A 15,665-nucleotide genomic window follows, 5' to 3' on the forward strand; every position below is an offset into this window, starting at 1 on the left:
GCGTTCCAGCGGCTAATAGCTCCCGCCGCGAGCTTTGTAGCCGAGTCGCGGTTGACGGCCGCCAGCGTTTGTCGTGCTCTTAACGAGTTTGAAGCACCCTCCTTGCGTCCCGTTCGTCATACTGGATCACGACACAAGGCGGCGGAGGAGGTCGGCGTGCAGTACGGATATCAATACCCGGAGCCTGAGTCCCAGCCACGGCGGCCGCGCTTGGGCGCGACGTTCCTCACGGTCGTCTTGAGCATGATCGTCGGCGGATTGATCGTCGGGGGCGTCACCTGGGCGATCGAGGACGACGGCGGCGGCGGCAGTCCGGCGACCGTCTCCGACAACACCGGCGTGCCGGTCAGCGAAGGCGACGACAATCCGGCAGTCGTGACGACCGATTTCACTGAGTTGTACCAGTCGGTGCGGGATTCGGTCGTGCGGATCACCACGGGTGACGTCGATAGCAGCCCGTTCTCGGTGCCGCAGGAGGGACTCGGATCCGGCGTGGTCATCGACGCCGAGGGCAACATTCTCACAAACTTCCACGTCGTCCGCGGCTTCGAGCAGGTGACGGTCACGTTCGCGGACGGCTCGACTGCCGCCGGCGAGGTCGTCGGGAGCGACCCGGGCAATGACATCGCCATGGTCCAGGTCGACGTCGATCCGGACGTGCTCAGCCCGGCGACGCTCGGCGATTCGAGCGCGGTCCGCATCGGTGAGTCGGTAGCGGCCCTCGGCAATCCGTTCGGCCTCGACGGCTCGTTCACCACCGGCGTCATCAGCGGCACCGGCCGCACGCTGGCTTCGAGCAGCACCGGCCGCCCGATCCGCAACCTGCTTCAGACGGACACGGCCGTGAATCCTGGCAACTCGGGCGGGGCGCTGTTCAACCTTCGCGGTGAGGTCATTGGCATCAACACGGCGATCGAAAATCCCAACGGCACCGGCTTCGTCGGGATCGCGTACGCGGTGCCGATCAACACGCCGAAACGCTTCCTTACCGAACTGATCAGCGGTGAGGGCATCGATCACCCACGGCTCGGCATCTCCGGGCGCACGTTGACGCAGTCCGAAGCGGCGGATCTCAGCGTGCCGCATGGCGTAGCGGTGATCTCCGTCGATCCGGACAGCGCTGCCGACGACGCTGGGCTGCGGCCATCCGAGAACGGCGGCGGCGACGTCATCGTCGAAATAGACGGCCAGGCCATGGAGTCGTTCGAAGACCTCGCCGATTACATCGATTCAAAGAGCACCGGCGACGGCGTGACGCTGAAAGTACACAGGGACGGCGAGGACATCGAGTTGCAGGCGACGCTGCGCTCGTGGGACTCGTCGGCGTAACGAGGCGACATCGCAGGCCGGCCGGTTCCCCGCCACCAACCCGGCCGCTTGCGTTGCGATCAAGGAGGCCCGCCGATCGGATCGGCGGGCCTCTTGCTTGCACAGGCTACGCACACGGCGGTCACGTCCGCGCCGTTGCTCCAGCGATGCCCTCGCCCGAAGGCAGTTCCGCCTCCCAGCCGTCGTACTCGCCCTTCTGCGACAGAGCGAGTTCGTGCAACGACGCGCGTAGCACGCGGATCGCGTCTCCATCGGGTGCGTCCGCGCGCCGCGCCACCACAAGGAGGCCGCTATTCATCGGGGCGTCCAACAGGTCGATGTCGAATCCCTGCTTGACGAGTTGCGCCGCTACGACGCGCGCCTCGTACTCGAGCGCAAAGTAGAGAAAGTGCCGCAACATCAGCGGTCGCGTCATGTCGACGCCGCGCTTGCGCAGTGCGTTGATGGCCACGCCGTCCTTGTCGGTCTTCGGCCTGTTGCGGAACAGATTGAGAATGAAGCCCATAGCCGGCCTCGCGCTCGGATCAATGCGCCGCGATCGTGCGGGGCTTGTAATGAGGTCGCGACGTTTCAAAACTATCGATTGCGCCGCTGTCTTGCAAGGTCAGGCCGATCTCGTCTAGCCCGTTCAGCAGGCTGTGCTTCACAAACGCATCAATGTGGAATCCGCGGACCTCGCTGCCGAAGCGCACGGTCTGGGACTCAAGGTCCACTTCCGCCTCGAATCCCGGCGCGTCTTCGGCCCGCGCGACGATCTGGTCAACGTCAGGCTGCGGCAGGACGACCGTGAGCAGACCGATCTTCGCGCAGTTGTTGCGAAAGATGTCCGCGAACGACGGCGCAATGATCGCGCGCAGTCCCATATCTTGCAGCGCCCACGGCGCGTGCTCACGTGAGGAACCGCACCCGAAGTTCGGGCCGGTCACGAGGATCGGCGAGGAATCATAGCGCCGGTCGTTCGTTACGAATGACGGATCTTTACGCCATTCCTCGAACGCGAACCGTCCGAAGCCGCTCCGCTCGATGCGCTTGAGGTACTTGGCCGGGATGATCTGGTCCGTATCGACGTCGGCACGGTTCAGCGGCATGACTCTGCCGCGAATGTTACGCACGACTTCCATCAGCCGCTCCTCCACTCGCGAATGTCGACGAAGTGCCCTGCGATCGCGGCGGCGGCCGCCATCTGCGGACTGACGAGATGCGTGCGGCCGCCGCGCCCCTGCCGGCCTTCGAAGTTCCGGTTCGAGGTCGATGCGCAACGTTCGCCCGGAAGCAGAATGTCGGGGTTCATGCCAAGGCACATGGAGCAGCCCGCCTCGCGCCACTCGAATCCGGCGTCGACGAATACGCGATCGAGGCCCTCCTGCTCCGCCTGCGCCTTTACCAGCCCCGAACCCGGCACCACCATCGCGTGCACCGTCGGAGCGACGTGCTGTCCGCGCACTACGGCAGCGGCCGCACGCAGGTCTTCGATGCGGGAGTTCGTACACGACCCCAGGAACACGCGGTCGATGCCGATGTCCTGGATGGACGTGCCGGGCTTCAGTTCCATGTACGCCAGCGAGCGCTCCGCCAGTTCGCGTACGCGCTCGTCGTCGAAACTCGCCGGATCGGGCACGCGGCCCGTGACCGGCACACTCTGCGCCGGCGTCGTGCCCCAGGTGACGCACGGCTCAATCTCTTCAGCGCGCAGCGACACGACGGCGTCGAATGTCGCGTCATCGTCCGAGGGGAGGGCTCGCCACTCGTCGAGGGCCTTCTCCCAGTCGGCGCCACGCGGAGCGAACGGGCGGCCTTCCACATACGCGAACGTCGTTTCGTCCGGCGCGACGAGACCGGCGCGCGCGCCCGCCTCGATCGACATGTTGCAGATCGTCATGCGGCCTTCCATGGAAAGCGAGCGAATGGCGTCGCCGCGGTACTCCATGACGTGGCCGATCCCACCCGAAACGCCGATTTTTCTGATGATCGCGAGGATCACGTCCTTCGCGGTCACGCCTTCGTGCAGTTCACCGTCCACGGCGATCGCCATCGTCTTCGGCGTCGCTTGCGCCAGCGTCTGCGTCGCGAGCACGTGTTCTACCTCCGACGTGCCGATGCCGATCGCGAGCGCGCCGAACGCGCCGTGCGTCGACGTGTGACTGTCACCGCAGACGATCGTCATGCCGGGCTGCGTCAGCCCCTGCTCCGGCCCGATGACGTGCACGATGCCCTGTCGCACGTCGCGGACGCCGAACATCGGCACGTCGAACTCCTCACAATTACGCTTGAGCGTCGCGACCTGCAGCGTCGAGAGGGGGTCAGTCCACTCCTGATCCCGGTCGATCGTCGGCACGTTGTGGTCGACGGTCGCGAGCGTCAGTTCGGGGCGGCGCACGCGGCGGCCGGCAATGCGCAGGCTTTCGAAGGCCTGGGCGGACGTGACCTCGTGCACCAGATGCAGATCGACGTAGAGGAGGTCGGGCTTGCCGTCCTCGCGCCGGACGACGTGCTGATCCCAAATTTTCTCGGAGAGTGTCTTCGCCATGTGTGCCTCAGTTCGTGTCGGCGAAATCGTCCAGATGGAGGTACTTCGGCACCGGGAGCCGCTTGCGGCCGGCGGTGAGCAACTCGACGCCGTCCAGCGCGTTTAGCACATCGAACCGGCGGTCGTTGCCGACGATCGCGTCGCTGCCGCTTACGGTGGCGGACGCCGCGACGAGCGCATCGGGCGTCTTCAAGTTGGTGATCGCCCGGATGCCCGCCGCGGCAAGCAACACCTGCTCGCTGATGTCGACGGTGCTCACGCCGGGCTGCTCGTGCGTCAGGCCGCGAATCATCGCCATCTCGCGCATGTCGCCGGAGCGGTACGGCCGCACCAGCAACTCGAGGTGGACGATCCCCGGAAGTTCGACCTGCAACGTACTCTGCGCGGCCATCTCGAGAAGTTTCCTCACCGGCGGGAATCGGCGCGAATCACCCTGCAGAAAGTAGATGCAGCCCGCCGTGTCCAGCGTGATATGCCGCATGCCCTTCAGCGCGACGACGAACTCGCTTACTCCCAACTATCCCGCTCGCGGCGGACGTAGGTATCGATGTCGTCGTCGGTCTTCCATTCGGCAACGTGGGCCATCGAGCCGGCGAGGCGATCGACCCACGCTTGCGGCGTCCGTGGCCGCAGTTCGACGCGGATAGCCTCCCCGACGACCGTGAGATCCAGCTCGTCGCCCGCCTCCAGGCCGAGATGGCGGACCATCGCCACCGGGAGCGTGATCTGGTTCTTGCTGCTGAGGCGCGTCGTGCCGCGCGCTATCGCCGGGTCCTCGTGATCGAGGACGAGATAGGGTGCGCCGATCTCGGCCACGCGCCGCCAGCCGCGCCCGTGTTCCACGGGATACGGTGCGCCCTTTGGGGTAGCATCATTGTCACTCATCGTCTGCCTCCTTGGTCTGCCACCACATTACCAAGAAGGGCTACCCAAAGTAAAGGGCAGCCCTTGTCTGCTTGGCGCGGAGATTATGTCTACGGATTCGTCCTGACTTCGCTGTCGCGCCGTCGCTCGATTGCCATCATGCGGTTCAGCGCATTCATGTACGCCTTGGCCGAAGCGACGATGATGTCCGTATCGGCGCCACGCCCGACGTAGCTCCGCTCCGCGCTCTCGATGCGGATCGTCACCTCGCCCTGGGCGTCGATGCCCTCGGTCACGCTCTTCACGGAGAATTCCGTCAATTCGTTCGGCACATCAATGATGCGGTTGATCGCCCGGTAGACCGCATCGACGGGCCCGGTGCCGAGCGCGGCATCGGAGCGAATCTGGCCGTCCGGCGCGATGAGGCGGACGGTCGCCGTCGGCGTCGCGTGGTCGCCGCACGTCACCTGGACGAAGTCGAGCCGGTAAATTTCGTCGTGCGTCCGCAGCTTGTCCGCGACCAGCGCTTCCAGGTCGCGATCGTCGATCTCCGCTTTCTTGTCCGCCAGATCCTTGAAGGCCAGGAACGCGCGCGACAGCTCTTCGGGCGTCAGCTCGTAGCCCAGCTCTTCGATCCGCGACTTGAATCCGTGCCGCCCGGAGACCTTGCCAAGCACGATCTCCGCGCCGCCCGTCGGCCAGCCGATGTCCTTCGCGTCCATGATCTCGTACGTCTCGCGCATCTTCAGGATGCCATCCTGGTGGATGCCCGACTGATGGCGAAAAGCGTTCGCACCGACGATCGCCTTGTTAGGCTGCGTGCTCATGCCGGTCAGATCCGAGACGAGACGGCTGGTGCGGTACAGCTCCTGAGTCCTGATGTTCGTCTCGACGTCGAAAAAGTCGCGGCGCGTCTTAATCGCCATCGTTACTTCTTCGAGCGCAGCGTTCCCGGCGCGTTCGCCGATGCCATTGATGCACGTTTCGACCTGCCGCGCGCCGGCCTTCACCGCAGCCAGCGAGTTTGCGACAGCAAGCCCCAGGTCGTTGTGGCAATGCACTGAAATACGCGCCTTATCGATGTTAGGCACGTTGTTCATGATGTCGCGAATGAACTCGGCGAACTCCTCCGGCACCGTGTAGCCGACGGTGTCCGGGATGTTCACCGTCGTCGCCCCCGCCTCGATGCACTGCTCTAGCATCCAGTACACATAGTCGCGGTCACTGCGCGTCGCGTCCATCGGGCTGAACTCGACATCGGAGCAATAGGCGGCGGCGCGCGCAACCATGGTCCGCGCCATTTCGAGCACCGTCTCCTTGTCTTTCACGAGTTGGTGCATGATGTGAATGTCGGACGACGACAGGAAGACGTGAATGCGCGGCGCCTCGCCCACCTTCACGGCGTTCCAGCAATCGTCGACCGCTTCGGGGTTCGCGTGCGCCAGTCCGGCGATCTGAGCACTACGCACCTCGCGTGCGATGGTCTGCACCGCCTCGAAGTCGCCGGGCGAGGTGCGGGGGAAGCCCGCCTCGATGACGTCGACGCCCAGCTTGGCGAGCTGGTGTGCGATCTCCAGCTTGTCCGGTGTCGTGAGGGCTACGCCGGGCGACTGCTCGCCATCGCGCAGCGTCGTGTCGAAGATGATGACCTTATCCATGTATCGATGCCTCCGTTCGCCCGAAGCGCGGGCGCAATTCCACAGTGCGCCGGTGGCCCTCCGCCCGCCAGGCGAGCGAGGGCCGCCGAAGTGTGAGCATCGCCTCCCGGTGCAGCGCTGGAGTTGTCGATCGGTCCATCTCTACGCCCACATCCCGATCCCTTATCGGCTCTTCTTCAGCCACGCCATCATGCCGCGCAGTTCGGCGCCCACCTGTTCGATCGGATGCTCGGCGTTCAGCCGCCGCAGGGCGTTGAAGCTCGGACGCCCCGCCTGGTTCTCCAAGATCCATTCGCGCGCGAACGTGCCGTCCTGGATCTGGTCCAGCACCTTGCGCATGTTCTCTTTCACGTGCGCGTCCACGACGACGGGGCCGCGCGTGTAATCTCCGAACTCCGCGGTGTCGCTGATCGAATAGCGCATGTACTCCATGCCGCCCTCGTACATGAGGTCGACGATCAACTTCAGTTCGTGCATGCACTCGAAGTACGCCAGCTCCGGCTGGTAGCCCGCCTCGGTCAGCGTCTCGAAGGCTTTCTTCACGAGCGACGTGACGCCGCCGCAAAGCACGCTCTGCTCTCCGAACAGGTCGGTCTCCGTCTCCTCCTTGAAGGTCGTCTCCAGCACGCCGCTGCGCGTGGCGCCGATGCCCTTCGCGTAGGCGAGCGCGATCTGGCGCGCGTTCTCGGTGGCGTTCTGGTGCACCGCGAAGAGCGCCGGCACGCCGCCACCCTCGACGTAGACGCGCCTTACCAGGTGGCCCGGACCTTTCGGCGCGACCATCGTCACGTCGACGTCGTCGGGCGCCGTCACCTGGCCGTAGTGAACGTTGAAGCCGTGCGCCCACATCACCATGTTGCCCGGCTTCAAGCCGTCGGCGATAGCGCCGTAGTACACCTCGCGCGCGACCTGGTCGGGCGTGAGGATCATGATGATGTCGGACTGCTCGGCAACTTCGCGCACCGAGCCGACGCGCAGCCCTGAGTCCTCGACGGCCTTCCACGACTTCGAGCCGGGATACAGGCCGACGGCGACGTCGAGGCCGCTGTCCTTGAGGTTCAGCGCGTGCGCGTGCCCCTGGCTCCCGAAGCCGATGACGCCGATCTTCTTCCCGTGCAGGACGGCGAGGTCGGCATCCTTGTCGTAATACATCTCAGGCATGTGTCCGTGTCTTCCCGTGTTGTTCGCTCGATGCGAGTCTGTGGCCTCTGACTAAATCAGGCTCCCGACCTTCGGCTTGCCTTCGCCCGCCGACCGGTGCGGGCGCTGCTCCGCGCCGTCCGTCGGCGGCGCCTTCACCGTCGTTGTGCCGCCGCGGACCATCGCCACGCGGCCAGTGCGCACCAATTCCTTCAGCCCGAACGGCGACAGCATCGCGACGATGGCGTCGATCTTGTCCTCCGTGCCCGTGGCTTCGATCACCAGCGAGTCGGATCCGACATCGACGATCTTCGCGCGGAAGACGTCCACGATCTCGATGATCGAACCGCGGGTTTCCTTCGTCGCGCCGACTTTGACGAGCGCCAATTCGCGCGCCACGACCTGCTCCGACGTGACGTCGGTGATCTTCACCACCTCGATCACTTTGTAGAGCTGCTTCGTCACCTGCTCGATGTCGTTCGAGGCGCCATCGACGGTAAACGTCATCCGCGAGAGCCCGGGGATCTCGCTGTGCCCGACGGTCAGGCTCTCGATGTTGAACGCCCGCTGGCGCCACTTGCTGGCGATCTTGTTCAGGACGCCGGGGCGGTCCTGCACCAGCGCCACGATCGTGTGCAGTCGTCGGTTGCTCATCGCGCGTACTCCGGCTGATTCACGGGCGGTTGATCGATCGTCTCAGAAAGGCTGACGCCGGGCGGCATCATCGGGAAGCAGTCCTCCGCTTCTTCCACCTGGAAGTCGATGAGGACGGCGCCCGGGTGCTGCAGTGCCGCCTCGATGGTCGATTCGACCATCGACTTCTCGCTCACCCTGAGGCCGACCATGCCCATCGCCTCCGCCAGCTTCACAAAGTCAGGCTGGAACATGCGGACCGACTGCTTGTTGCCGTCGTAGTAGTGGTCCTGCCACTGGCGCACCATGCCCAGGTAGTTGTTGTTGATGATGGCGAACTTCACCGGCAACTCGTACTCGGTGCAGAGCGCCAGCTCTTCCATCGTCATCTGGAAGCCGCCGTCGCCGCAGAACGACCACACCGTCGACTGCGGCTTCGCCACCTGGATGCCGATCGCCGCCGGCACTTCGAAGCCCATCGTGCCGAGTCCGCCCGACGTCACGAACGAATACGGGTTGTCGCCCCAGAAGTACTGCGCCGCCCACATCTGGTGTTGCCCGACGCCCGTCGCGTAGTACGCCTGCGGCCCCGACAGATCGTAGATCTTCTTGATCACGTACTGCGGCAGGATCTTGTCCGTCTCCGGGATCGCGATCGAAGGGTGGTCGCGGCGGATGTCATCGATCCACCGTCGCCACGCGTCGTGGCGCGCCGGGCTGACGTGCGGGATTAACTGCTGCATCACCGTCTTCACATCGCCGACGATCGGCACCGCCGTCTTCACGTTCTTCGAGATCTCCGCCGGGTCGATGTCGATGTGGATGATCCTGGCTTTCGGCGCGAACTCCTTGAGCGCGCCGGTCACGCGGTCGTCGAACCGCATGCCGATGCCGATCAGGACGTCGGCTTCCTGGATCGCCATGTTGTTCCAGTACATGCCGTGCATGCCCGGCATGCCCATGTTCAGTTCGTGCGACCCGGGGAACCCGCCCAGGCCGAGCAGCGTCGTGATGACGGGTATCTGCGCCTTCTCCGCAAGCTCCTTCAGCTCTTCGGCCGCCCGCGCGATGACCACGCCGTGTCCGGCGAGGATCAGCGGCCGCTCCGCCTCGTCGATGAGTTGCGCGGCTTTCTTCACCTGCTGCGGGTGACCGGTCGTGGTCGGCTGGTAGCCGGGCAGGTCGACGCTATCGGGGTAATTGAACTCCGCGAGTTGCTGTTGCACGTCGCGTGGGATGTCGACGAGCACCGGGCCCGGCCGCCCTGTCGTCGCGATGTGGAACGCCTCGGCGATCGCCGGCGCGATCTGCTCGACGTCGAGCACCAGTTCGTTGTGCTTGACGATCGGGATCGTGATGCCGGTGATGTCTGCTTCCTGGAAGCCATCGCGGCCGAGCAGCCACGAGACGACGGCGCCCGTGATGCAGACCAACGGCACGGAGTCCATCCACGCATTCGCGATGCCCGTCACCAGGTTGGTCGCGCCGGGTCCCGACGTCGCCCAGACGACGCCGGCCTTGCCGCTCACGCGTGCGTACGCGTCGGCGGCATGTGCTGCCGCCTGCTCGTGACGGACGAGGATGTGCTTGATGTCGGGATACTTCTTCAGCGCGTCGTACATCGGGAGGTTGGCGCCGCCGGGGTAGCCGAAGATGACGTCGACTCCCTCCTTGCGAAGGCACTCCATGATGATCTCTGCGCCCTTGATCTTGGTCATTTTGCTCTCCTGCACGCCCGCTCGCGCGGGATCAGTGTGCGCCGGTTGACTGGTTAGAATCGCCTTCCTGTCGCGCGCAGGGCGGACCGAAGGCTGTTAAAGCGGGAGGGCCAGCAGTACGAGCGGAAGCAGCGCGCTCGAAGGGCGGCCCGGGGAGGGCTGTACGACGCGGCCGCGTGACGTCCACGTGGCGTGGAGTGCCGCGGCCGAGGAAACCTCCTGGGGAACCGATCCGTACGTCTTCATGTGCTCCTGGTGGCCGTTCGCGGACTAACAAAAAACCCGCCCACAAAGGGGCGGGATTGCGGCCCGCGGTGCCACCCTTCTTCTCGCCCGAAGGCGAGCGCTCGAGGCGGTGTAACGGCCGCTACCCCGGACAGGGCTACTGCTTCACCCCGTCGGCTCCGCGCCGAGTTCGGTCCGCTCTTGCCGCCGGTCTCGCACCATCACCGGCTCGCTCTGGGGCTGACTTCGGACCTACTGGTGCGCTTCTACGCCAGTATCGGGCCGGAGTATATCGAGCGCATAACGAAGGTGTCAAACTGGTCGGCTGGTGGCTGGTCACTGGTGACTGGTGGCTCAGGCGGCTGGTAACGAGGAGCGGCTCGCTGCGGGAGCCGCGTCTCCTTCGTCCGCCTTCCCGAACGCCCGGGCGTCAGTCCGCCGAAGGGAGCACCTTGGGCTGCATGAGTTCCATGGGCTCGTTGTTGTACTTGAGGTCGAGTGCGCCGGGCTTGATGCACAGCACTTCAACCGCACCATCGCCCGATGCGTAGCGCTTGCCCAGCGCGACCTCGCCGCCGCCGTTGGAGCCGTCCGCCGGCGGCCCGGCTTCCTTGATGTTCAGCGGCGTGTCGCCGTCCTGGAGCGCGCCATCGCCGCCCTTCGTCACGATCAGTTCCGCACCGCTCGCCGCGATGTAGCGCTTGCCGACCTGTGCTGGCATCGTCATCCCTCCGTCTTGTATCAAACGCGAGGACGCGTCCTGTGACTGAACGCGTCCTGCGACATGAGTCTAGATTCAGCCGTTTCGGCGCGTCAAGCCGCTACGGCACCACCGGATCTGTCGTCACGGGATCCTCGGCGCCGCTGCCTTCCCCTGCGGCGTCGCCGCTCTGGTCCGCCGTGCCTGCCGTCAGCACGCCCTCCATGTTGGGGTGCACCTCGCAGTAGTAGAAATAGTCTCCGACCGCCAGCGGCCCGAAGTTCAGCGTCTGCGTCACCGGCCCGTTCTCAATGTCCGTGCGCACGATCTCGTCGCCGCCCGGCTCCGCGCCCTCGAAGAAGACGATGTTGTGCGCGATGCCGTCGTCCTGGTTGTCGACCGTCAGCGTCAGCGGTCCGTCCGGCAGCGCGAACAACTGCGTCTTGTTCCAGGCGGTGCCCGAAGCAACGATCGTCAGTTCAGCCGAAGGCGGCTCGGGCGCCGCCGTCGGTACCGCCGACGCCGTCTGTCCGCACGCTCGTTCGGTGATCGCCGGCGGGTCCGGCGGCACCGGCGGTTCCACGACGAACGTGCCCGCTTCGTGCGGCGCCGGGTCGGTCGTCCCGAGTCCCCGCTCGACCGTCACGACGCCCGTCTCCGCGTCGACCGATAGGACGAGCATCAGTTCTTCGGCCATTTGCAGCCGCAACCCCTCGCCCGTCGCCTCGGCGGGGTTCACGACCGGTGACGTCAGCGTGAGTTCGGTAGCATTCGCGTCGATCGATTCGGCCAGGTGCAATTCGTCCTGCGTGTCGGGGCTGTGCAGGTCGAACTCGGGCACGCCCTCGAAGGCGTAGATCTCGGCGATCTCCCAGGCGTTCTCAGGTTCGGCTTCTTCCTCTTCCTCGCCGTTCTCTTCGGAGCCTTCCGCCGCCTCTGCCGCCGCCTTCGCCAGTTCTTCCTCGTGGACGGCCTGCGTAATGAAGGTGGTGAGTTGCTTGATCTGCTCCTCGTTGAGCGTGCCGCCCTGTGATTGACCCCACGTCGGCATCGCGCGCCCGACGCGTCCGCAAGTGATCGTGTCGAACACGAGGTCGTAGGCCTGCGTCAGGAGTGCCGTTTCGAATCCGTCCTCGCCGACGCCGCGCAGGTCGGGGCGATTCAGCGGCGGCGCCGCGCGCAACCGGTTGCTGGCACCGCCGCCCTCGCCTGTGTTCCCGTGGCAGACGCGGCAATTCTGCGCGTACAGCCAGGCGCCGCGTTCGATCGTCGCTTCGAGCTGGCGGTCGCGAGCGGACGATGCGCGGTCAGGGTCGATCAGCCAGTATGCGCCTGTCAGCACGACGGAGGCGAACACCATCAGGAGCATGATGTTGATCTGCTTGTTGGTGTTCATGCGGGCATCACACCGCGAGACGCGTTGTCGATGCCGCCGGGTGTGATGTTACCCGTGTTCACGGTGATGTTGCCACCGTCGACCGTCAGAGCAAACGTGTCCATGGAACGCGGTGCGGGCCCGAAGACGCGGACGCCGGCATCGCTATACGTCGATCCGTGGCAGGGACAGAGGAACCAGCCTGCATAACGCTGCCCGTTGCGCGGATCCTCGCGCGAGTAGTCAGCGCGATACGGCACCGTGCACCCCAGGTGCGGGCACTTCTGGTACAGCGCCAGGATCGCGCCCTCCTGCCCGCCGTTGCGTTCGGCCTGCGTCGCATCGAGCCGCACGATCCAGACCTTCGCCTCGACGTTCTTGAATTTCTGCCCCGGCTCGATTTGATCCACCGTGCCGACGAAGATCGAGCCGCCAAAGCCCTTCACGTTGCGCGGATAGAGCGAGTTGACGACCGTCGCGGCGATGCCTACCAGTGCCGCGCCCATGCCCGCCCAGAAGCCGATGAGCACGACGTTGCGTCGCGACACCTTCGGAAAGATCGGCGTGCTGACCGGCGCGGGCTGCGCGATCACGACGGCGTGGCCGCCGGCCCCTGCCGCCACCGGCTGCGCGGCTCGGCGCGCCGGCGCCTTCTCCTGTTGCTCTTGCTGTTCCGTCTCGTCGTCAGCCATGCATCTCGTTCCCGGATCGTCGGTCGATGAGTACGTATGGTGCGTCCGGCGGCGGCTCATAGTTGCGGATCGCCGGGTTGCCTTCCAGGTTCGGCACCTTCCAGAACGGCACGAGCTGTTGCCCTTCGCCGCGGAACGCCACGCCGATGATCGTCAGTGCGAAGTACACCAGGATGAAGCCGGTGAAAAACGCGATCACAGCGTCACGCGTCGTATGCGCCCAACCTAGCTTGAACAGGATCCCGATCATGAGCGCGATCAAGAGGATGATCGTGACGCTCGGCATCACGTACTCGGCCGTGATCGCCGGGATGTCGAGGTGCGCGTCGTACGGATACGCCATCGCTCTGAGCCATCCCGGCATCCATGAATCGACGGGGTCCTCCCACTGGAAGATCCACGTGCCATTCAAGGGTAAGGGGACGTTCTGGAAGTCCTGCGGCCAATCGAGATGACCGTCGTGCGGACCGCTGCCGGGCTGGAAGGGCACCGGCATGCTCCACTCCCACGTATCGCGCACGGCGACGCGGTTCTCCAGGAACGCGAAGTCCCAGACGACGCGAGCGGCGTCACCGCCGGGCCAATCTTCGAAGAACAGCGTGCCTTTCTCGCCCGGCCACTCGATCATGTCGTCGCCGGACTGCGTGCCCGGGATGAGGTACGGCAAGCGCTCGTACACGCGCACGTGCGCGCCGTCGTCCCAGAGGACGGTCCACGTCACCCATACGGATGCCCATACGAAGGCGAACGTCGTAATGCGGACGGCGTACTTCGTCCCGAACCACGACCCCTGGCCATCGTTGTCGCGGTCGATGTACGGGATCGCGAAAAGCGCGACCAGCAGAAGCGTCGGGACGATCACGCCCGCAAGCCCGGGGTCCATGTGCAGGAGCAGTTCCTGCAGGTTCATGAAGTACCAGGGCGCCTTCGAGGGGTTCGGCGTGATATCGGCATTGGCGCGGTTGAGCAACGGCGCATTGACGAACGTCGAGAGGATGACGAACGAAATCGTGAAGAGGACAGCACAGATGAACTCAACGAAGACCAAGTCTGGCCAAACAAGGAGTTCTTGATCCCGGTCGCGGCGTTGCCGTACCGTCTCGCGGGCGCCGGCTGCAGGGGTAGCTACCGCCATCTTCCCGTTACCTCACTAGAGCGGACGGGCGAGCCCGCCATCGCGCCTGATCCGCCAGAAGTGCACCGACATGAAGATCGCGGCAAGCAATGGCAACGCGATCACGTGCAGCGTGTAGAAGCGGATGAGCGCCGCATCGCCGACCTCGAAGCCGCCAATCATCACGAAGCGCGTCTCACTGCCCAGCACCGGCGCCGTGCCGGCGATGTTCGTACCGACGGTGATCGCCCAGAGCGCCAGTTGATCCCAGGGAAGCAGATAGCCCGTAAACGAGAGCAACAGTGTCAGCACCAGCAAGATCACGCCGACCACCCAGTTGAACTCACGTGGCGGCTTGTACGCGCCCATGTAGAAGACGCGCATCATGTGCAACAAGACCGTCAGCACCATGCCGTGTGCCATCCAGCGGTGCAGGTTGCGGATCAGCATGCCGAAGCGCACGTTCGTCTCCAGCGCCTGCATATCCGTGTACGCGCGGTCGACGGACGGCACGTAGTAGAACATCAACATGACGCCGGTGACGGTGAGCCCCAAAAACATGAAGAAGCTCAGTCCGCCCAGGCAGTACGTGTGCGTGATCTTGACGTGCGTCTTGTGAATGCGCGTCGGGTGCAGGTGCAAGAAGACGTTCGTGGCGATGGCGAGCATCTGGTTGCGCGGCGTGTTCGGGTATCCCGAACGAAACACCGATCGCCAGACGTAATTGTGGAAGAGCTTGTCGTAGAGGAAATCGCCCAGGCCCGGGCCCTTTGGCTGCTCCGTGCGCGCCATTCCGAACCTCCCGGCCCTAGCGGGACCACCAGGCGCCGAACGCGATCATAAGGCCGAACGAAATCGCCATGGCCAGGAGCACGAACACGAGCTCCTCGTAGTCCTTGCCAACGAACCCTTCGATCGCGAGGGACAACATGGAGACTCCAGCGGTGCCGCCCGGACCAGGCTCAGCTCTGCGCGACAAGCCCGGCGCGAGTGCCATTTGTGAATCCCGTATCAAACGGGAATCTAGCATCGGCCCCTACTAGTGTCAAGGCAATTTGAATCCAGCGCGCGCCTTAACGCGGCTCTGCAACGTCGGTTCGAGCCCGTCCTCAATGTCCTCGCCAAGGGAAGATCAGGGGAGGATCGGCAGGCCCCTCAGGCGCGTAAACGCACCCCTGCTTCGATCAGCTTGCGGCGGCACACGGCCCGAATGGCTCGTTCACGAGCCGCTCGCGCGCCGTGATGTGAAACTCGCCGATGATCTGCGACAGGATCGGCGTCGCCGCCGAGAAGGCGTAGCCAACGTTCACTTCGATCGCGTCGCACTGCTCCCCCGGGCTATCGTCGAGGGCCGGGTTCGCGTAGGCGGGATAGTCCCAGCTTCTGAAGCCCACCGTCAGGTCGCCCGCCGGATTGTTCAAGCCCTCGGTCTGCGTGCGCGCCACGTGCTCGATGCACGCCTCGCGCGTTGGCGATGCGATGTTGCAGTCGGCGCGGCCCGTGACGCCGTAGCGCGCGCCCTCGCGTGCGGCGTGCTGGATCGTCACCCACGACTGGTACAGGCGCGCCATGTCGATGAATCCAAAAACCAGCAGGAAGAAGATCGGCGCCACGAGCGCGAACTCGGCCAGCGTCTGCCCTCGCTCGCGGCGGCGGCGTCTTCGGCTGCTTCGGACGTTCGTTTGCATCA

The 15,665-nt window shown here is 65.1% G+C and carries 17 protein-coding genes and 1 other annotated feature; of the genes, 1 reads left to right on the forward strand and 16 read right to left on the reverse strand.

All coding sequences use genetic code 11. From position 1 onward, the window contains the following. The first annotated feature begins 156 nt into the window (after positions 1–156). A complete protein-coding gene (locus WEB52_02340; protein MEX2225272.1) occupies positions 157–1,329 on the forward strand; it encodes a trypsin-like peptidase domain-containing protein in 1,173 nt (390 codons plus the stop codon). 121 nt (positions 1,330–1,450) lie between these two features. Here the strand turns inward: WEB52_02340 and WEB52_02345 are convergent, their stop codons facing one another. The 16 genes from WEB52_02345 to WEB52_02420 form a co-directional block, all read right to left on the reverse strand. Beyond that, positions 1,451–1,834 carry a ribonuclease E inhibitor RraB gene (locus tag WEB52_02345; GenBank protein MEX2225273.1) on the reverse strand — a complete coding sequence of 128 codons (384 nt, stop codon included), beginning with the start codon at positions 1,832–1,834 and terminating at the stop codon, positions 1,451–1,453. Positions 1,835–1,853: 19 nt separating this feature from the next. Beyond that, complete coding sequence (leuD, locus tag WEB52_02350; protein ID MEX2225274.1) at positions 1,854–2,450, reverse strand: 3-isopropylmalate dehydratase small subunit; 597 nt, start codon at positions 2,448–2,450, stop codon at positions 1,854–1,856. After that, complete coding sequence (gene leuC / locus WEB52_02355; GenBank protein ID MEX2225275.1) at positions 2,450–3,856, reverse strand: 3-isopropylmalate dehydratase large subunit; 1,407 nt, start codon at positions 3,854–3,856, stop codon at positions 2,450–2,452. Before leuC ends, leuD begins: the two co-directional genes overlap by 1 nt. A 7-nt stretch (positions 3,857–3,863) precedes the next feature. Beyond that, positions 3,864–4,373: a PIN domain-containing protein gene (locus WEB52_02360; protein MEX2225276.1), complete on the reverse strand. Its 510-nt coding sequence runs from the start codon at positions 4,371–4,373 to the stop codon at positions 3,864–3,866. Further along, positions 4,364–4,741, reverse strand: coding sequence for an AbrB/MazE/SpoVT family DNA-binding domain-containing protein (locus WEB52_02365; GenBank protein ID MEX2225277.1), 378 nt, complete (start codon positions 4,739–4,741; stop codon positions 4,364–4,366). The genes WEB52_02360 and WEB52_02365 overlap by 10 nt, the downstream gene beginning before the upstream one ends. A gap of 89 nt (positions 4,742–4,830) precedes the next feature. Next, positions 4,831–6,378, reverse strand: coding sequence for a 2-isopropylmalate synthase (locus WEB52_02370; protein MEX2225278.1), 1,548 nt, complete (start codon positions 6,376–6,378; stop codon positions 4,831–4,833). Positions 6,379–6,540: 162 nt separating this feature from the next. Beyond that, on the reverse strand, positions 6,541–7,539 hold the full coding sequence (ilvC, locus tag WEB52_02375) for a ketol-acid reductoisomerase (GenBank protein MEX2225279.1): 999 nt from the start codon (positions 7,537–7,539) through the stop codon (positions 6,541–6,543). Positions 7,540–7,590: 51 nt separating this feature from the next. Further along, positions 7,591–8,172 carry an acetolactate synthase small subunit gene (gene ilvN, locus WEB52_02380; protein ID MEX2225280.1) on the reverse strand — a complete coding sequence of 194 codons (582 nt, stop codon included), beginning with the start codon at positions 8,170–8,172 and terminating at the stop codon, positions 7,591–7,593. Beyond that, positions 8,169–9,869 (reverse strand): biosynthetic-type acetolactate synthase large subunit, encoded by a 1,701-nt coding sequence (ilvB, locus tag WEB52_02385; protein MEX2225281.1) that lies wholly within the window; start codon positions 9,867–9,869, stop codon positions 8,169–8,171. The genes ilvN and ilvB overlap by 4 nt, the downstream gene beginning before the upstream one ends. A gap of 289 nt (positions 9,870–10,158) precedes the next feature. Next, positions 10,159–10,372: a binding site (T-box leader), on the reverse strand. Between the two features lie 152 nt (positions 10,373–10,524). Further along, the gene (locus WEB52_02390; GenBank protein ID MEX2225282.1) at positions 10,525–10,815 is read right to left on the reverse strand and encodes a hypothetical protein; all 291 of its coding nucleotides are present in this window, start codon (positions 10,813–10,815) and stop codon (positions 10,525–10,527) included. 100 nt (positions 10,816–10,915) lie between these two features. Then, positions 10,916–12,190 (reverse strand): c-type cytochrome, encoded by a 1,275-nt coding sequence (locus tag WEB52_02395; GenBank protein ID MEX2225283.1) that lies wholly within the window; start codon positions 12,188–12,190, stop codon positions 10,916–10,918. After that, a complete protein-coding gene (locus WEB52_02400; protein ID MEX2225284.1) occupies positions 12,187–12,861 on the reverse strand; it encodes a Rieske 2Fe-2S domain-containing protein in 675 nt (224 codons plus the stop codon). Before WEB52_02400 ends, WEB52_02395 begins: the two co-directional genes overlap by 4 nt. Next, on the reverse strand, positions 12,854–13,996 hold the full coding sequence (locus tag WEB52_02405) for a hypothetical protein (protein MEX2225285.1): 1,143 nt from the start codon (positions 13,994–13,996) through the stop codon (positions 12,854–12,856). Before WEB52_02405 ends, WEB52_02400 begins: the two co-directional genes overlap by 8 nt. Before the next feature lie 15 nt (positions 13,997–14,011). Beyond that, positions 14,012–14,767, reverse strand: a complete 756-nt coding sequence (gene extP, locus WEB52_02410) for a selenite/tellurite reduction operon b-type cytochrome ExtP (GenBank protein MEX2225286.1) — start codon at positions 14,765–14,767, stop codon at positions 14,012–14,014. Positions 14,768–14,783: 16 nt separating this feature from the next. Next, positions 14,784–14,906: a hypothetical protein gene (locus WEB52_02415; protein MEX2225287.1), complete on the reverse strand. Its 123-nt coding sequence runs from the start codon at positions 14,904–14,906 to the stop codon at positions 14,784–14,786. Between the two features lie 253 nt (positions 14,907–15,159). After that, positions 15,160–15,663, reverse strand: a complete 504-nt coding sequence (locus WEB52_02420) for a TadE family protein (GenBank protein MEX2225288.1) — start codon at positions 15,661–15,663, stop codon at positions 15,160–15,162. Between the last annotated feature and the right edge of the window lie 2 nt (positions 15,664–15,665).

The organism is Dehalococcoidia bacterium (assembly GCA_040902535.1).
Classification (GTDB): Bacteria; Chloroflexota; Dehalococcoidia; order DSTF01; family JACRBR01; genus JBBDXD01.